Annotated in this window: 16 protein-coding genes; 9 read left to right on the forward strand and 7 right to left on the reverse strand. The window is 62.6% G+C overall.

Annotated features, from left to right (window positions below; genetic code table 11):
* Positions 1–122: 122 nt before the first annotated feature.
* Complete coding sequence (ypfJ, locus tag FN835_RS07365) at positions 123–971, forward strand: KPN_02809 family neutral zinc metallopeptidase (RefSeq protein WP_142662573.1); 849 nt, start codon at positions 123–125, stop codon at positions 969–971.
* A gap of 24 nt (positions 972–995) precedes the next feature.
* Here the strand turns inward: ypfJ and trbK are convergent, their stop codons facing one another.
* The gene (gene trbK, locus FN835_RS07370; protein WP_185958609.1) at positions 996–1,358 is read right to left on the reverse strand and encodes an entry exclusion lipoprotein TrbK; all 363 of its coding nucleotides are present in this window, start codon (positions 1,356–1,358) and stop codon (positions 996–998) included.
* A 73-nt stretch (positions 1,359–1,431) separates the two neighbouring features.
* Positions 1,432–1,620, reverse strand: coding sequence for a hypothetical protein (locus tag FN835_RS07375; RefSeq protein ID WP_142662575.1), 189 nt, complete (start codon positions 1,618–1,620; stop codon positions 1,432–1,434).
* Between the two features lie 58 nt (positions 1,621–1,678).
* Here FN835_RS07375 and FN835_RS07380 point away from each other — a divergent pair, with 58 nt between their 5' ends.
* Complete coding sequence (locus FN835_RS07380) at positions 1,679–2,128, forward strand: type II toxin-antitoxin system RatA family toxin (protein WP_142662576.1); 450 nt, start codon at positions 1,679–1,681, stop codon at positions 2,126–2,128.
* Here the strand turns inward: FN835_RS07380 and FN835_RS07385 are convergent.
* Positions 2,125–2,742: a sulfotransferase family protein gene (locus tag FN835_RS07385; protein ID WP_142662577.1), complete on the reverse strand. Its 618-nt coding sequence runs from the start codon at positions 2,740–2,742 to the stop codon at positions 2,125–2,127. The genes FN835_RS07380 and FN835_RS07385 overlap by 4 nt on opposite strands.
* A 155-nt stretch (positions 2,743–2,897) precedes the next feature.
* On the opposite strand from FN835_RS07385, the gene FN835_RS07390 reads away from it, so the two are divergent.
* The gene (locus FN835_RS07390) at positions 2,898–3,104 is read left to right on the forward strand and encodes a hypothetical protein (RefSeq protein ID WP_142662578.1); all 207 of its coding nucleotides are present in this window, start codon (positions 2,898–2,900) and stop codon (positions 3,102–3,104) included.
* On the opposite strand, the gene ccrA is transcribed toward FN835_RS07390, so the two are convergent.
* Positions 3,101–4,390: a crotonyl-CoA carboxylase/reductase gene (gene ccrA, locus FN835_RS07395; protein WP_142662579.1), complete on the reverse strand. Its 1,290-nt coding sequence runs from the start codon at positions 4,388–4,390 to the stop codon at positions 3,101–3,103. The two genes, FN835_RS07390 and ccrA, sit on opposite strands and share 4 nt — an antisense overlap.
* Before the next feature lie 153 nt (positions 4,391–4,543).
* On the reverse strand, positions 4,544–5,437 hold the full coding sequence (locus FN835_RS07400; RefSeq protein ID WP_185958610.1) for an alpha/beta hydrolase: 894 nt from the start codon (positions 5,435–5,437) through the stop codon (positions 4,544–4,546).
* Positions 5,438–5,782: 345 nt separating this feature from the next.
* Between FN835_RS07400 and FN835_RS07405 the strand changes: the two genes are divergently transcribed.
* The 4 genes from FN835_RS07405 (at position 5,783) to FN835_RS07420 (ending at position 10,332) form a co-directional block, all read left to right on the forward strand.
* A complete protein-coding gene (locus tag FN835_RS07405) occupies positions 5,783–6,544 on the forward strand; it encodes a LamB/YcsF family protein (RefSeq protein ID WP_142662581.1) in 762 nt (253 codons plus the stop codon).
* Between the two features lie 18 nt (positions 6,545–6,562).
* A complete protein-coding gene (locus FN835_RS07410) occupies positions 6,563–7,258 on the forward strand; it encodes a 5-oxoprolinase subunit B family protein (RefSeq protein WP_221930401.1) in 696 nt (231 codons plus the stop codon).
* Entirely contained in the window at positions 7,255–8,223 is a 969-nt protein-coding gene (locus FN835_RS07415; protein WP_142662582.1) for a 5-oxoprolinase subunit C family protein, read from the forward strand. The genes FN835_RS07410 and FN835_RS07415 overlap by 4 nt, the downstream gene beginning before the upstream one ends.
* A gap of 141 nt (positions 8,224–8,364) precedes the next feature.
* A complete protein-coding gene (locus FN835_RS07420; RefSeq protein WP_142662583.1) occupies positions 8,365–10,332 on the forward strand; it encodes a protein meaA in 1,968 nt (655 codons plus the stop codon).
* 105 nt (positions 10,333–10,437) lie between these two features.
* Here the strand turns inward: FN835_RS07420 and FN835_RS07425 are convergent, their stop codons facing one another.
* Complete coding sequence (locus FN835_RS07425; protein WP_142662584.1) at positions 10,438–11,349, reverse strand: DMT family transporter; 912 nt, start codon at positions 11,347–11,349, stop codon at positions 10,438–10,440.
* Positions 11,346–11,918 (reverse strand): peroxidase-related enzyme, encoded by a 573-nt coding sequence (locus FN835_RS07430; protein WP_142662585.1) that lies wholly within the window; start codon positions 11,916–11,918, stop codon positions 11,346–11,348. Before FN835_RS07430 ends, FN835_RS07425 begins: the two co-directional genes overlap by 4 nt.
* 159 nt (positions 11,919–12,077) lie before the next feature.
* On the opposite strand from FN835_RS07430, the gene FN835_RS07435 reads away from it, so the two are divergent.
* Positions 12,078–12,665: an FMN-dependent NADH-azoreductase gene (locus tag FN835_RS07435; RefSeq protein ID WP_142662586.1), complete on the forward strand. Its 588-nt coding sequence runs from the start codon at positions 12,078–12,080 to the stop codon at positions 12,663–12,665.
* A 205-nt stretch (positions 12,666–12,870) separates the two neighbouring features.
* Complete coding sequence (gene ffh / locus FN835_RS07440; protein WP_142662587.1) at positions 12,871–14,367, forward strand: signal recognition particle protein; 1,497 nt, start codon at positions 12,871–12,873, stop codon at positions 14,365–14,367.
* The last annotated feature ends 1 nt before the right edge of the window (position 14,368 follow it).

Here is a 14,368-nt window from a genome sequence, read left to right on the forward strand (position 1 = left end):
GCGTTTGCTGAATGTGCAGGACGCATCTGTCAACCCCGCGACAGTATTGCAGCTTTTACCTTTTGGGTTCATCCTTCGCCGAAGTCAGTTTCATCGTTTCAGGTTCAAGTTCGGAGGCACTCATGGAGTGGCGTGGCAGGCGGGGCAGCCGCAATGTCGAGGATCGGCGGGGCATGGGCGGCGCAGGCGTCGGCGGCATCGGCATCGTGGGCACGCTGGTGGTGCTGGCTGTCGGCTATTTCTTTGGCATCGACATCTCACCCCTTGTCGGCGGTATGCAGGGCGAACCGAGTTCGACGGAACAGCGCGAACTGACGCAGGAAGAACAGCAGATCGGCCAGTTCGTGTCCGTCGTGCTGGCGGATACCGAAGAGGTCTGGACCCGTATCCTGCCCCAGCAGACCGGCGTGGAATATGTCGATCCGCAGCTGGTGATGTTCTCGGGCGTGGTTGCGTCGGCGTGTGGCAGCGCGCAATCGGCCATGGGGCCGTTCTATTGCCCCAATGACCGCAAGGTCTATCTGGATACCGATTTTTTCCGCACCATGCAGCGCCAGATGGGGGCAGGGGGCGATTTCGCCTATGCCTATGTCATCGCGCATGAAGTGGGTCACCATGTTCAGAACCTGCTGGGCATCCTTGGCCAGACCATGCAGGCGCGTCAGCAATCCAGCCAGACGGTGGCCAACCGCATCTCGGTCCTGACCGAGCTGCAGGCCGATTGCTTTGCGGGCATCTGGGCGCGGGGGGCCAGCGAACAGTTCGGCAGCATCGAACAGGGCGACATCGAAGAGGCGATCAATGCCGCCGCAGCGGTGGGCGACGATACGCTGATGGAAAAGGCGGGCCGTGCGCCCATGCCCGACGCCTTTACCCACGGCTCGTCCGAAGAACGCATGACGTGGTTCATGCGTGGCTATCAGTCAGGCCAGATGGGGCAATGCGACACGTTCAAGGCGGCGGGGCTGTAAGCACCCCGCCCAATTCGCGGCCCGTCAGCGGTTTTGCAGCACCGACAGGATGGCCGGGTTGATTTCACCCCGCTGCATGGCCTCGAAATCGGTGGCGCTTAGCCTGCCATCCTCAACTCCCGCGACCATGCGATTGCAAAAGGTCGCGGGCACGTCGGCGGCGCTGACGTTCATCAATACGCCCATATTGGCGACATCGCGCGGGGCATAGCCGCCCGCCATGCGCTGGCATTGCGCCATGAACGATTGCCGCTGTGCCGGGTTTTGCAGCGCAGTGCGGGCCGTGTCCAACCGCTGGTCGGTCATCGGCTGGGCCTGCGACATGGGGGCCGCGTCGCAACCCGCCAGCAAAGCCGTGGTGAGGGCGGCGAAAAGGGCGATACGCATCTTTTGATCCTCCGTCAGCATGTGCGTGTGACAGGGGCGATCCAATCAACCCTTTATGACAGTTCGATCAAATTTAAGGCTTTGGCAGGTGCATTCCGCGCGGTCGGTCCAATTCCGCCCATTCGGGCCAAAGCCCCAGATGTTCCAGCCCTGCAAGGACCAGACCGGCTGCGATGATGGCAAGAACCAGCTTGACCATGCGCGCGCTTGGCGGATTTCGCGCCCAACGCGATGCCCGGATCAGCCAGATGAGGTTGTTCATTTACCCTTTCCCCTGCTAGTGCTGCGCGCGAACCGAAAAGAACTGCCGGGACCACGCCTTGCCTCAGCACAGCGACAGCCGCATCCTGCCCTATACCGCCAGCCAGATGTATGCGCTGGTGGCCGATGTCGAAAGATACCCCGAGTTCCTGCCGTGGAACAGCGCCGCCCGGATTCGGTCCCGCAAGCCCGCCCCCGGCGGCAGCGAGGTGATCGAGGCGGATCTGGTCATCAGCTTCAAGGTCTTTCGCGAACGCTTCGGGTCGCGCGTGACGCTGTGGCCGGACCAAAAGCGCATCGACACCGAATATCTGGATGGGCCGTTCAAATATCTCAAAAGCGGCTGGACCTTTGCCGATTTGCCCGAAGGCGGCAGCAAGGTCGATTTCTTTGTCGATTTCGAATTCCGCAACGCCATCCTTGGCAAGGTGATCGGCGTGGTCTTTGGCGAGGCGATGACCCGCATCGTCCGCGCCTTCGAAGACCGTGCCAAGGCGCTTTACGGCTAGGCGGGCTGCGGCACGCTGTGCCGCGCCGCTTCCCAGACGGCATATTCGGGGGCCAACGCCTTGCGCATCTCGGCCTCGGTCTCGGGCGGCAGGTCGGTTGCGGCCTGCGGCGAGACATTGGTGCGCTTCAGCGCAATCTTGATCCCCAGCCGGTTCGACAGGAATGCGGTTAGCGCGTCCATCGCCTCGTAGCGATAGACATGCTCGACGGTCATGTGGCCGTCATTGTCGATCAGAAAGTCCGACTGCTTGCCCAGCCGCGCATGAGGTGGGCGTTCCCCGGCAGACAAATAGTCGCGCAGGAATTGTTCGAAACTGATATGGGCGGTGCTGTTCGGGCGGCCGATCAATTCGTCGCGCGACCGAAAGCGATACCAGCTGCGCAGCCAGTCCAGCGGCTCGCGGATCACCGCCACGCTTTCAAAGCGTTTCGTGCCCAAAGGCAGCAGCAACGGGCGGATGCGGTTGATGAATTGCCGATGATTCAGATGCTTGATCTCGGGGCGGTCGCGGAACGCGATTTCGGCAGCAGGGGAAAGTGCCTGTTCCAATGCCGTGGTTCCGGTTTTCGGGATGGACAGCAGGACTAGGCGCGGCTCGATAAAGATCAGCATTTTGTTCCGTCAGCGATGTCTGGCATCGGCTTAACGGGGCACCGTCTGGGCTGCAAGCCCACCGGCCAGCTTTCGCCATACGCGAACAAAACAGGCGTAATTTCTGGCCGAGCGGGTGTATGATGCCAGTCGGATCGTCAGGAAGGGGAAAGCCGATGATCGAACTGTTTTTCGTCACCTGCCTGATCGCCGATCCCAAGGTCTGCCATGACCACAGCCTGCTGTTCGAGCCGAAGAACGGCTTGTTCAGCTGTATGCTGATGGGTCAAAGCGAACTGGCCCGCTGGGTCGAAACCCACCCGCGCGAACGCGTGCGCGAGTGGAAATGTCGCTATGCGAATGCGCAGCAGCAAGAGATCTAGCGCCGCCCCGCCTCAAGCGCGTCTTCGAAAGTGCGCAGCCCCGTGCGCGGCGCTTGCACCAGAACCGCCATGTTCCCGGGCTTGTGCTGGTTCTTATACATCTTCGTATGCGCGGCGGGGATCTCGGCCCAGGGAAAGACTTCGGACATGCAGGGGTCCAGACGGCGTTCCAGCATCAGCTTATTGGCCGCGCTGGCCTGTTTCAGATGCGCAAAGTGGCTGCCTTGCAGGCGTTTCTGGTGCATCCACATATACCGCACGTCGAATGTGCAGTTGAACCCGGTTGTGCCAGCGCAGATGACGACCATGCCGCCTTTCTTGCACACGAAGGTGGAAACGGGGAATGTCGCTTCGCCGGGGTGTTCAAAGACGATATCGACGTTGTTGCCCTTGCCGGTGATTTCCCAGATCGCCTTGCCAAAGCGGCGCACCTCGTTGAACCAGTCCTTGTATTCGGGCGTGTTCACGGTGGGCAGTTGTCCCCAGCATTTGAAGTCCTTGCGGTTGATGACGCCCTTGGCCCCAAGGTTCATCACGAATTCGCGCTTGTCTTCCTCGCTGATGACGCCGATGGCGTTGCCGCCCGCCGCGTTGATCAGCTGGATCGCATAGGATCCCAACCCGCCCGAGGCACCCCAGACCAGCACGTTCATGCCCGGCTTCAACTCATGCGGTTCATGGCCGAACAACATGCGATAGGCAGTGGCCAGTGTCAGCGTGTAGCAGGCCGACTCCTCCCACGTCAGATGCTGGGGGCGGCGCATCAATTGCTGCGCCTGCACACGTGTAAACTGCGCAAAGCTGCCATCGGGGGTTTCGTAGCCCCAGATGCGCTGGGTCGGCGAATACATCGGGTCGCCGCCGTTGCATTCTTCGTCATTGCCATCGTCCTGATTGCAATGGATGACGACCTGATCGCCGACCTTCCAGTTGCGCACCTTGTCACCCACTGCCCAGACGATGCCCGAAGCATCCGAACCCGCGATGTGATAGGGCGCGCCATGCCCGTCAAAGGGGCTGATCGGCACCCCAAGCCCGGCCCATATCCCGTTGTAATTGACGCCTGCCGCCATCACCAGAACCAGCACTTCGTTGCTGTCGATGCTGGGGGTTTCCACGACCTCGATCTGCATTGCCTGCTCGGGTTCTCCGTGCCGCTCGCGGCGGATGGCCCAGGCATACATCTGGCGCGGCACATGCCCGATCGGGGGCATTTCGCCGATCTCGTAAAGGTCTTTCTGGGGCGCGTCATACGGCGCGATGGGGGTCGGTGCGTCAAGGGCCATCAGCTTGCCTCCTGTTTGCTGCGGCGCAGAATCGCCTAGCCTGCTGGACAATGGCTAAACGCGGCAAAGCAACATTGCAACAGTTTGATGCTGCGATTGCGCAATATTATGACTTTTTGAATTTTGCGGCGGCACGCCAAGCCGCAAAAGCCGCTAACCTGCTGCGGGCATTCCCAGCCAGCGCGAGAGAAAATCGGCCAGATCTCCCAGCACGCGGTCGCTGCCAAAGCCTGCGGTGCCGTGGCCTTCGCCCTTCAGCACGGCGAAATCGATGGGGGTGCCGGGGTCGATGCGGTGCCATGCGTCGCGCAGATGTTCGGACTGGTGGACCGAAACGATGGTGTCCGCGGCGCCATGCCGACTGAACAGCGGCGGCAGGCGCACGCCCTGCGCCAAGCGGTCCAGCCGCCCGACCGGACCCATGGCGGTCGCATCTTCGCGCCTGTCGCCCACGGCATAGCCGATCAACAGCGATTCCACGCTTTGCGGGCTGTCGGCGGGCAGGCGCTGGATCTTGGCACCCAGCCGGGCAATGTCCTTATCCATGCTGCCGAAATCCATCGGGCCATAGAAATTGACCACCGCCGCTGGCGGATGGCCTGCCTGCACCATGCTGATCGCGGCAGAAACTGCCATGAATGCCCCCGCAGAACGCCCACCCAGGGCCAGCCTGCCGGGAACCAGACCCAGCTCGGCCCCGCGGCTTTGCAGAAAACTGGCCGCTGCCAGCACGTCATCCTGCTGCGCGGGCCAGATCGCCTGATTCGACAGCCGATAGTTCATCCGCACCACGGCGATGCCCTTGGCCAGAACCTGCTTGGGCACGGCCAGTTGACGCTTGTCGCCCGTGACGAAACCGCCGCCGTGAATGTCCAGAATTGCCGGAAACGGCCCCGGACCATCGGGGCGGTGAATATCCAGCATGTTGCGGGGCGAATGTCTGGAATAGGCCAGTTCGACAAGGCCCGGCGTCTTTCCCGGTGTGGCAAATGCCGGTGCTGCGAAACTGCTTGCCAGTACGGCCAGCGCAGAGCGGCGGGTCAACATGATCTTGCCTCCTGCCAATAGGTCATCTGAATGCGCCGAGGGTAACATTTCAGCGCCGCAGGACCAATGCTGCAACTGCACATGCCCGTGAGCGCCCGGCATTGCGGCGCGATGTGTCTGATAAACAAGGCCGACTTTGCGCAGGTTTTCCCTGATCTTCCTGATAGATGCCGAAATTTACGGCAGATGGATGCGCGCATCGGGCGATAGGCACCTCCACGATCTTCGTGGCGTTCTTGGACAACGGCGATGCGCGCTGTATCACTGCGATTGACGAATAAAGCGGCGCGATAATGGCTGAGCGGCTGAACATTTCCACCAGATTACAGGATCGGAAAAAGCGGAATGAAGATCGACCTGAACTCTGATCTGGGTGAAAGCTACGGTCCGTGGGCGATGGGCGACGACAAGGCCATGCTGGATCTTGTGACCTCGGCCAATATCGCCTGCGGCGGTCATGCCAGCGATCCACAGACAATGTTCACCACCCTGCGGCAAGCTGTGGAACGCGGCGTCGTCATTGGAGCACATCCGGGATATGCGGATCGCGAGGGGTTTGGGCGGCGGGTGATCCCCATGCAGCCCGCCGAGATCGGGCGCATGGTCGCCGCGCAGGTGGGTGCGCTGCAGGGGGTTGCTGCACTGACAGGCACGACGGTGCGCTATGTCAAGCCGCATGGTGCGCTGGGCAATCTTGCAGCCGATGACCGCGAGGTGGCCGATGCCATCGTTGCTGCGGTGGCGGCTTTGCCGGGCCGTCTTGCGGTGTTGGCCATTTCGGGGACCGAATTGGAACTTTCGGCGCGGGCGGCTGATCTGCAGGTGTTTTCCGAGATTTTCGCCGACCGGACCTATCTGGCCAATGGTCGGCTGGTGCCCCGATCACGCTCGGGTGCGGTTCTGCACAGCGCCGAAGAGGCCGCCGACCGTCTGATCGGCTTTCTGGAAACCGGATTGATGCCTGTGATTGATGGCGCACCCATCCGCTTGGCCGCGCAGTCGGTCTGCGTGCATGGGGATACGGCGGGCGCGGTTTCAATGGCGCAGATCATCCGTGCGCGACTGGATGCCGCAGGCATTGATGTGGCACCCTTTCTGAAGCGTTGAAACAGGGCGGGCCCGCAGGTGAATACCAAATTTCCCGAACGCTCATTTCCGGTTTTCAGCCCGGTGGCCGAGCATAGCGTGCTGGTGGAATTCGGCGACAGGATCGATCGCGATATCCATGCGCAGGTTCTGCGACTGAATCGGGCATTGGCTGCGGCGCCCTTCGATGGTTTTCTTGAGGCGATCCCCGCCTATGCCAGCATCCTGATCCGCTTTGATCCCTTGCTTTGCGACCATGCGATGGCTGTCGGCAAAGCGCGGCAGTTGCTTGACCACGATCTGCCCGCAGTTTCCAAGCCAAACCTGCACGAGGTTCTGGTGTGTTACGATGACGCGCTTGCCCCTGACCTTGCGGCGGTGGCCAAATCCATCGGTCTGTCTTGCGAAGCGGTGATCAAGGCGCATCTTGCCGCGCAATACGATGTGTTCATGTATGGTTTCGCGCCGGGCTACGCCTATCTGGCCGGAGTTCCGCAACGGCTTCAGCTGCCGCGCAAGCCCGCTGCAATGCGCGACGTTGCCGCGGGTAGTGTGCTGATCGCGGGCCCGCAATGCCTTGTTTCGACCCTGACCATGCCCACCGGATGGTGGAATATCGGACGCTCTTCGACCCGGATCCTGACGGATGATGCGCATAAGCCGTTTCTGTTCGATGTCGGGGATCGCGTGCGTTTTCGCCGGATAAGCCGTGCCGAATACGAGGCCGGAAAATGAGCGAGGCGATCCTTTCGGTCAGCTTTGCCGGTCCGCATGTCTCGGTGCAGGATGGGGGGCGTGCTGGGCTGATGCGCTATGGGGTTCCGGCGTCGGGTCCGATGGATCGCCGCTCATTCGCCGCGGCCAATATCGCGCTTGGCAACCCGGCCGATGCGCCGGGGGTTGAGGTGTCGCTAGGTGGGCTGGCACTTGAATGCGTTTCCGGCACGGTCAGTTTCGCGGTCGCGGGCGGCGGTTTCATCGTCGAACACGCTGGCTCAAGGCGCAGCTCATGGAGCATCGCCACCTTGCGGGCCGGGGAAAAACTGACGATCCGTCCGGGGCCATGGGGAAGCTGGTGCTATCTTGCCTTTGCCGGGCGGTTGCAGTCGCAGCAGTGGCTGGGCAGCGCCGCCACCCACGCAATATCGGGTTTCGGCGGTGGGCGCCTGACGGCCGGTGCGCGTCTGTCGATAGCCGATCCCGCCCGGCACGCTAAGCGAGAGGGGGGCATTCCCTGTCCCGTCAGCGCCCGGCCCCGCCAGCAGGTCCGTGTCGTCCTGGGGCCGCAGCAGCGATTTTTCGATGCAGCAGCGATTTCCGCTTTCCTGTCTGAAAACTGGTCCATGACCGACGCCTGGGACCGCATGGGGGTTCGTCTGGCGGGGCCCGCCATTCCGCCGCAGGCCGCGCTGGACATGCCTTCCGAGCCGATTGTCCGAGGCTCGGTCCAGATCAATGGTGACGGCGTGGCCACCGTGTTGCTGGCGGATCATCAGACCACGGGTGGCTATCCCAAAATCGCGACAGTGCTGGACTGCGATCTGGATTCCTTTGTGCAGTTGCGGCCCCGTGATGCGGTCGCATTTCGCCCTGTCAGCCCGGCCGAGGCAATCAGCCTGTCACGCACCATCGCCATGGGCACTTCGGCCTATCTTCATGCGATCGCGGGGAAGGGGCGGGACGCACGCGCGGAAACCTGATCGGTGCGGTGTTCGACGGTGTTGGGGGGCCGCATCCGCGTTGGTTTTCTTTCAACGAGCGTTTCTGCAACGCAGCGAATTGACGACGCAGCTTTGTTTCGATAACCATTGTCTCGTCGTAATTTTATTGCGAGGCGCGCGATGACCGGACCTGCGACCCCCAAGGACAAGCCGTGGCTGTTCCGCACCTATGCGGGCCATTCCACCGCCGAGAAATCCAATGCGCTTTATCGCGGCAACCTTGCCAAAGGGCAGACGGGCCTGTCGGTGGCCTTCGATCTGCCGACCCAGACCGGCTATGACAGCGACCATATCCTGGCGCGGGGCGAGGTGGGCAAGGTTGGTGTGCCGATCTGCCATCTGGGCGATATGCGGGCGCTTTTTGACGCCATTCCGCTGGAGCAGATGAACACCTCGATGACGATCAACGCCACGGCACCCTGGCTGCTGGCGCTGTATATCGCCGTGGCCGAGGAGCAGGGGGCCGACATCACCCGACTGCAGGGCACGGTGCAGAACGACATCATCAAGGAATACCTGTCGCGCGGCACCTATATCTGCCCGCCGCAGCCGTCCTTGAAGATGATCACCGATGTCGCGGCCTATACGGCGCAGAACCTGCCGAAATGGAACCCGATGAACGTCTGTTCCTATCACTTGCAGGAAGCCGGGGCGACGCCGGAACAGGAACTGGCCTATGCGCTGGCCACCGCGATCGCGGTGCTGGACGATCTGCGGGGCAAGGTCAGGGCGCAGGATTTTCCGGCGATGGTCGGGCGGATCTCGTTTTTCGTGAATGCGGGCATCCGCTTCGTCACCGAGCTTTGCAAGATGCGCGCGTTCACCGAGCTTTGGGACGAAATCTGCCTTGAGCGTTACGGGATCGAGGACGAGAAATTCCGCCGCTTCCGCTATGGTGTTCAGGTGAACAGCCTTGGCCTGACCGAACAGCAACCGGAAAACAACGTCTATCGCATCCTGCTGGAAATGCTTGCGGTCACGTTGTCCAAGAACGCCCGCGCCCGCGCCGTGCAGCTTCCGGCGTGGAACGAGGCGTTGGGCCTGCCGCGCCCTTGGGACCAGCAATGGTCGCTGCGGATGCAGCAGATCGTGGCCTATGAAACCGACCTGCTGGAATATGGCGATCTGTTCGACGGCAACCCCGCCATTGCTGCCAAGGTCGATGAGCTGAAGGCGGGGGCGCGGGCCGAACTGGCGACACTGGACCAGATGGGCGGCGCGATCGCCAGCATCGAATACATGAAATCCCGGTTGGTCGAATCGAATGCCGCGCGGCTGAACCGGGTCGAGGACGGCCAGACGGTGGTGGTCGGTGTGAACCGCTGGCAGCAGGGTGAGCCTTCGCCGCTGGTCGCGGGGGACGGCGGTATCATGACCGTCGATCCGGCGGTCGAGGCCGAGCAGGTCTCTCGTCTTTCCGCCTGGCGGCAAGCCCGCGACGAAGCGGCCGTCAAGGCCGCCCTCGTCGCGCTGCGCGATGCCGCGCAGAAGGGGGCCAACGTCATGGGCCCGTCCATCGCGGCAGCCAAGGCCGGGGCCACGACCGGCGAATGGGCTGCGGTAATGCGGCAGGTGCATGGCGAATATCGCGGGCCGACGGGGGTGTCGCAAAGCCCCTCGAACCGGACCGAGGGGCTGGAGCCGATCCGCGAGGCGGTGGATGCCGCCAGCGCGCGTCTGGGGCGGCGGCTGAAATTCCTTGTGGGCAAGCCCGGCCTTGACGGTCATTCGAACGGCGCCGAACAGATCGCCTTCCGCGCTCGTGATTGCGGAATGGACATCACCTATGAAGGTATCCGCCTGACGCCCGAACAGATCGTGACCCGCGCCGCCGAAGACAATGCGCATGTCGTCGGTCTGTCGATCCTGTCGGGCAGCCATCTGCCGTTGATCGAGGATCTGATGGACCGCATGTCGGCAGCGGGGCTGGATATGCCGGTGGTCGTCGGCGGCATCATCCCCGAGGAGGACGCGGCCAAGCTGCGCGCCATGGGCGTGGCCCGCGTCTATACGCCCAAGGATTTCGAACTCAATCGGATCATGATGGACATTGTGGCTTTGGTCGCGCCCCAGGAGGCGGTCGCCTGAGCCTGTGGTGGCTGCCGTAATGGGTATTTGAGGAACTAAGAAGTCATGGGCGCGGCGCCTTGGATTTCTCAGTTCTTCAAATACCCAAATGGCGTGACGGTTCTGTCAGCGTGGCTTACGGGCATAGAGTCTGCCGTCGATCAGGGATAGCCCCGCTGCGATGACCGCCATGCCAAGGATATGTGCGGGGCCAAGCGTCTCATCCAGAAATGCCCATGCCAGCAGGATGGCCGAGACGGGCACAAGAAACGTCACGAGTGAGATGTTCGTGGCACCGGCGCGCGCAAGGATGCCGAAGTAAAGGACATATGCGACGCCGGTGCACAAGATGCCCAGCGTTGCTGCGGCCAGCCAATGCGTCGTGTCGATGCCATGCGGCCAGCCATCCATCGCCAGCGCCACCGGACCCAGCATGATGGTCGAGGCCGTGACCATACCTGCTGCCGTCACCAAGGGATCCACTCCCATGCGTCCGAAGCGGCGACCGTAGGCACCTGAAAAGGCGTAGCAGATGGCCGCGCCCAGCATGGCCAGTTGGTTCGGTAGCGGATTGGCATGGCCCGCCATCTTGTCAAGGCCGATCATCAGGGCGACCCCGCCCAGCCCCAGCACGACGCCGGCCAGTTTCATCACGCTGGCCCGTTCATCGGCCAGCACGGCCGCGCTGACCAGCACCGTGAACAGCGGCGTCGTCGCATTCAGGATCGAGGCGACGCCCGCGGGCAGTCCGGTCTGGGCATAGGCGATCAGCGAAAAGGGCAACACGTTGTTGATCAGCCCCATGACGAAGAACGCGCCCCAGACCTTGGGATCGCGCGGCACGGGTCTGCCGCGAACCGCGCAGATGGCCCAAAGCGCCAATGCAGCGAACCCTACGCGAAGCGCCACCAGCGTCAGCACCGGGATCTGCGCGACCGAGATGCCGATCAGGAAAAACGACCCGCCCCAGATCAGCGATAGCAGCAAGAGCAGCGCCCAGTCGCGCGGCTCCATCCTTGTATGGATCGTCCCGTTCATTGCCGTCCCAGCATATAGAATTCGTCATTGGCCCGCATGTTCGCGGAATTGGCCAGGCGGTTCGACATGGCGAAGAACGCGGCGATGGCGCCGATGTCCCAGATCTCGTCCTGCGTAAAGCCCGCCTGCGTCAGTGCGGCGTGGTCGGCCTCGCCGATCTCATGCGCGCGGAGTGCCACTTTTTCGGCATAGCTCAGCATGGCGCGTTCGCGTGCCGAGATGTCGGCCTTGCGCCAGTTCACCGCCACCTGATCGGCGATCAGCGGGTTCTTGGCCCGGATGCGCAGGATTGCGCCATGCGCCACGACGCAATATTGGCATTGGTTCGCCCCCGAGGTCGCGACGACGATCATTTCGCGTTCGGCCTTGGTCAGCCCACCTTCGCGTTCCATCAGCGCGTCGTGATAGGCGAAGAAGGCCCGGAATTCGTCCGGTCGGTGTGCCAGCGCCAGAAACACGTTGGGGATGAAGCCCGATTTTTCGGCGACCTTGCGGATGCGTTGGGCAATATCTTCGGGCAGCGCATCAAGCGACGGCACCGGGAAACGGCTGATGGGGTGGTCTGTCATGGGGGCTCCTCCTGCCTTGTCAGTCTGGCGCAGTGGGGTGGATTTCGAAAGCCCGCCGATTGCGCGCAAATCTGCACGGCAGCCATGCGCCGGGTGCAATTCTAATTTCCGCACACACGCCCTATCTGCCGGTAAAACAACCAATTGCGGAATGAAGACATGAAAATCCTGCATATCGACAGCGCCATCACCGGCGAGGCCTCGGTCTCGCGTTCGCTGACGGCGCAGATTGTGGCCCGTCTGACGGCGGCGAACCCCGATGCGGTCGTCAATCATCGCGACCTGAACAAGGGTGTGCCGGCCATCGACACCGAATGGTTCCACGCCGTTCGCCAGACGCCGGAAAACCCGACCGAGGCGCAGAACCGCATCATCGAGACCTCGAACGCCTATATCGAGGAAATTCGCGATGCGGACGTGCTGGTCATCGGCCTGCCGGTCTATAACTTCACCGTCACCGCGCAGCTGAAGAACTGGCTGGACCAGATCGCCCGCGCGGGCGTCACCTTCCGCTATACCGAAAACGGTCCCGAGGGGCTGCTGACCGGCAAGCGCGCGATCGTCGCCTATGCCGCCGCTGGCACGCCCTTTGGCTCGGATCTGGATTTCGCGTCGGATTACCTGCAGCACATGCTGGGCTTTATCGGCATTACCGACGTGACCTTTGTGCCCGCAGACCGTCTGGCTTTCGACCGTGACGCCGGGTTGGCCCGCGCACAGGAAGCGCTGGACCAGATCGCTGCCTGATCGGCTGGAATGATGCGCAAACGGCCCCTCGTTGACTCGGGGGCCGTTTTTGCGTATCAGCCACCGGATTCCCGGAAGGACTGCCCTTCCGGTCCCCGCCTGCCGGGGATCGCCCCCCGTCAGCGCGTTGCGCCCACGGGGGCGTTACTGCTTATCATGTCCCGGTTTTGCGGGGCGAACCGAAACCACCTGCGGAGGCCCGCCGATGTTTGAAAATCTGTCCGACCGTCTTGGCGGCGTATTCGACCGGCTGACCAAGCAGGGCGCGTTGTCCGAGGATGACGTCACCGCCGCGATGCGCGAAGTCCGCGTGGCCCTGTTGGAGGCGGACGTGTCGCTGCCGGTGGCGCGCAGTTTCGTCAAGGCCGTGACCGGCAAGGCGACAGGCGCTGCGGTGACGAAATCCGTCACGCCCGGTCAGCAGGTCGTCAAGATCGTGCATGACGAGCTGATCAAGGTCCTGCAAGGCGAGGGGGAGCCCGACGCCCTGCGCATCGACAACCCGCCCGCGCCGATCCTGATGGTCGGCCTGCAGGGCTCGGGGAAGACCACGACCACCGCGAAACTGGCGAAACGTCTGAAGGACCGCGAAAAGAAGCGCGTGCTGATGGCATCGCTGGACACCAACCGTCCGGCGGCCATGGAGCAGCTGGCAATTCTGGGCACGCAGATCGGCGTGGATACCCTGCCCATCGTGCCGGGCGAAAACGCCGTGCAGATCGCGAGGCGTGCGAAACAGCAGGCCAGCCTTGGCGGCTATGATGTCTATATGCTGGATACTGCCGGTCGTCTGCATATTGACCAGGTGCTGATGGACGAAGTGCAGGCCGTCCGCGACGTGGCCAATCCCCGCGAAACGCTGCTGGTCGTCGATGGTCTGACGGGTCAGGACGCAGTGAACGTCGCGACCGAGTTTGACGCCAAGGTCGGCGTCTCGGGCGTGGTGTTGACGCGGATGGATGGCGACGGGCGCGGCGGTGCGGCGCTGTCGATGCGGGCCGTGACCGGCAAGCCGATCCGCTTTGTCGGTCTGGGCGAAAAGATGGATGCGATCGAGGTGTTCGACGCGCATCGCATCGCGGGCCGCATTCTGGGCATGGGCGATATCGTAGCCCTTGTGGAAAAGGCGCAGGAAGTGCTGGAGGTCGAACAGGCCGAACGCATGATGAAGCGTTTCCAGAAAGGTCTGTTCAACATGAACGACCTGAAGAACCAGCTTGAACAGATGCAGAAGATGGGCGGGATGCAGTCCATCATGGGCATGATGCCCGGCATGGGCAAAATGGCCAAACAGGCCGAGGCCGCGGGTTTCGACGACAGTGTGCTGCGCCGTCAGGTCGCGCTGATTAACTCGATGACCAAGAAGGAACGCGCCAATCCCGACATGCTGCAAGCCAGCCGCAAAAAGCGCATCGCGGCAGGCGCGGGCATGGATGTGGCCGAGCTGAACCGCCTGCTGAAGATGCAAAAGCAGATGGCTGACACGATGAAGAAGCTGGGCAAGATGGGCAAGGGCGGCATGTTGAAGCAAGCCATGCGCGCCATGACCGGCAAGGGTGGCGGGCTGCCCGACATGGGTGATGTCGATCCGGCGAAAATGGCCGAGGCCACCAAGATGCTGCAAGACCCCAAGGGGCTGGGCGGCCAGCTTGGCGGGTTGAACCTGCCCGGTGGCCTGTCAGGCCTGTTCGGGAAGAAGTAAG

The sequence above is a fragment of the Paracoccus laeviglucosivorans genome (genome assembly GCF_900182695.1).
GTDB lineage: Bacteria > Pseudomonadota > Alphaproteobacteria > Rhodobacterales > Rhodobacteraceae > Paracoccus > Paracoccus laeviglucosivorans.

Bases quoted from the DNA above. Each gene is read 5' to 3' on its own strand.
- trbK (WP_185958609.1), bottom strand. From the start codon at position 1,358: ATGCGTATCGCCCTTTTCGCCGCCCTCACCACGGCTTTGCTGGCGGGT.
- FN835_RS07375 (WP_142662575.1), bottom strand. From the start codon at position 1,620: ATGAACAACCTCATCTGGCTGATCCGGGCATCGCGTTGGGCGCGAAAT.
- FN835_RS07420 (WP_142662583.1), top strand. From the start codon at position 8,365: ATGACCGGACCTGCGACCCCCAAGGACAAGCCGTGGCTGTTCCGCACC.
- FN835_RS07400 (WP_185958610.1), bottom strand. From the start codon at position 5,437: ATGTTGACCCGCCGCTCTGCGCTGGCCGTACTGGCAAGCAGTTTCGCA.
- FN835_RS07430 (WP_142662585.1), bottom strand. From the start codon at position 11,918: ATGACAGACCACCCCATCAGCCGTTTCCCGGTGCCGTCGCTTGATGCG.
- FN835_RS07390 (WP_142662578.1), top strand. From the start codon at position 2,898: ATGATCGAACTGTTTTTCGTCACCTGCCTGATCGCCGATCCCAAGGTC.
- FN835_RS07405 (WP_142662581.1), top strand. From the start codon at position 5,783: ATGAAGATCGACCTGAACTCTGATCTGGGTGAAAGCTACGGTCCGTGG.
- ccrA (WP_142662579.1), bottom strand. From the start codon at position 4,390: ATGGCCCTTGACGCACCGACCCCCATCGCGCCGTATGACGCGCCCCAG.
- FN835_RS07435 (WP_142662586.1), top strand. From the start codon at position 12,078: ATGAAAATCCTGCATATCGACAGCGCCATCACCGGCGAGGCCTCGGTC.
- FN835_RS07425 (WP_142662584.1), bottom strand. From the start codon at position 11,349: ATGAACGGGACGATCCATACAAGGATGGAGCCGCGCGACTGGGCGCTG.
- FN835_RS07385 (WP_142662577.1), bottom strand. From the start codon at position 2,742: ATGCTGATCTTTATCGAGCCGCGCCTAGTCCTGCTGTCCATCCCGAAA.
- ffh (WP_142662587.1), top strand. From the start codon at position 12,871: ATGTTTGAAAATCTGTCCGACCGTCTTGGCGGCGTATTCGACCGGCTG.
- FN835_RS07415 (WP_142662582.1), top strand. From the start codon at position 7,255: ATGAGCGAGGCGATCCTTTCGGTCAGCTTTGCCGGTCCGCATGTCTCG.
- ypfJ (WP_142662573.1), top strand. From the start codon at position 123: ATGGAGTGGCGTGGCAGGCGGGGCAGCCGCAATGTCGAGGATCGGCGG.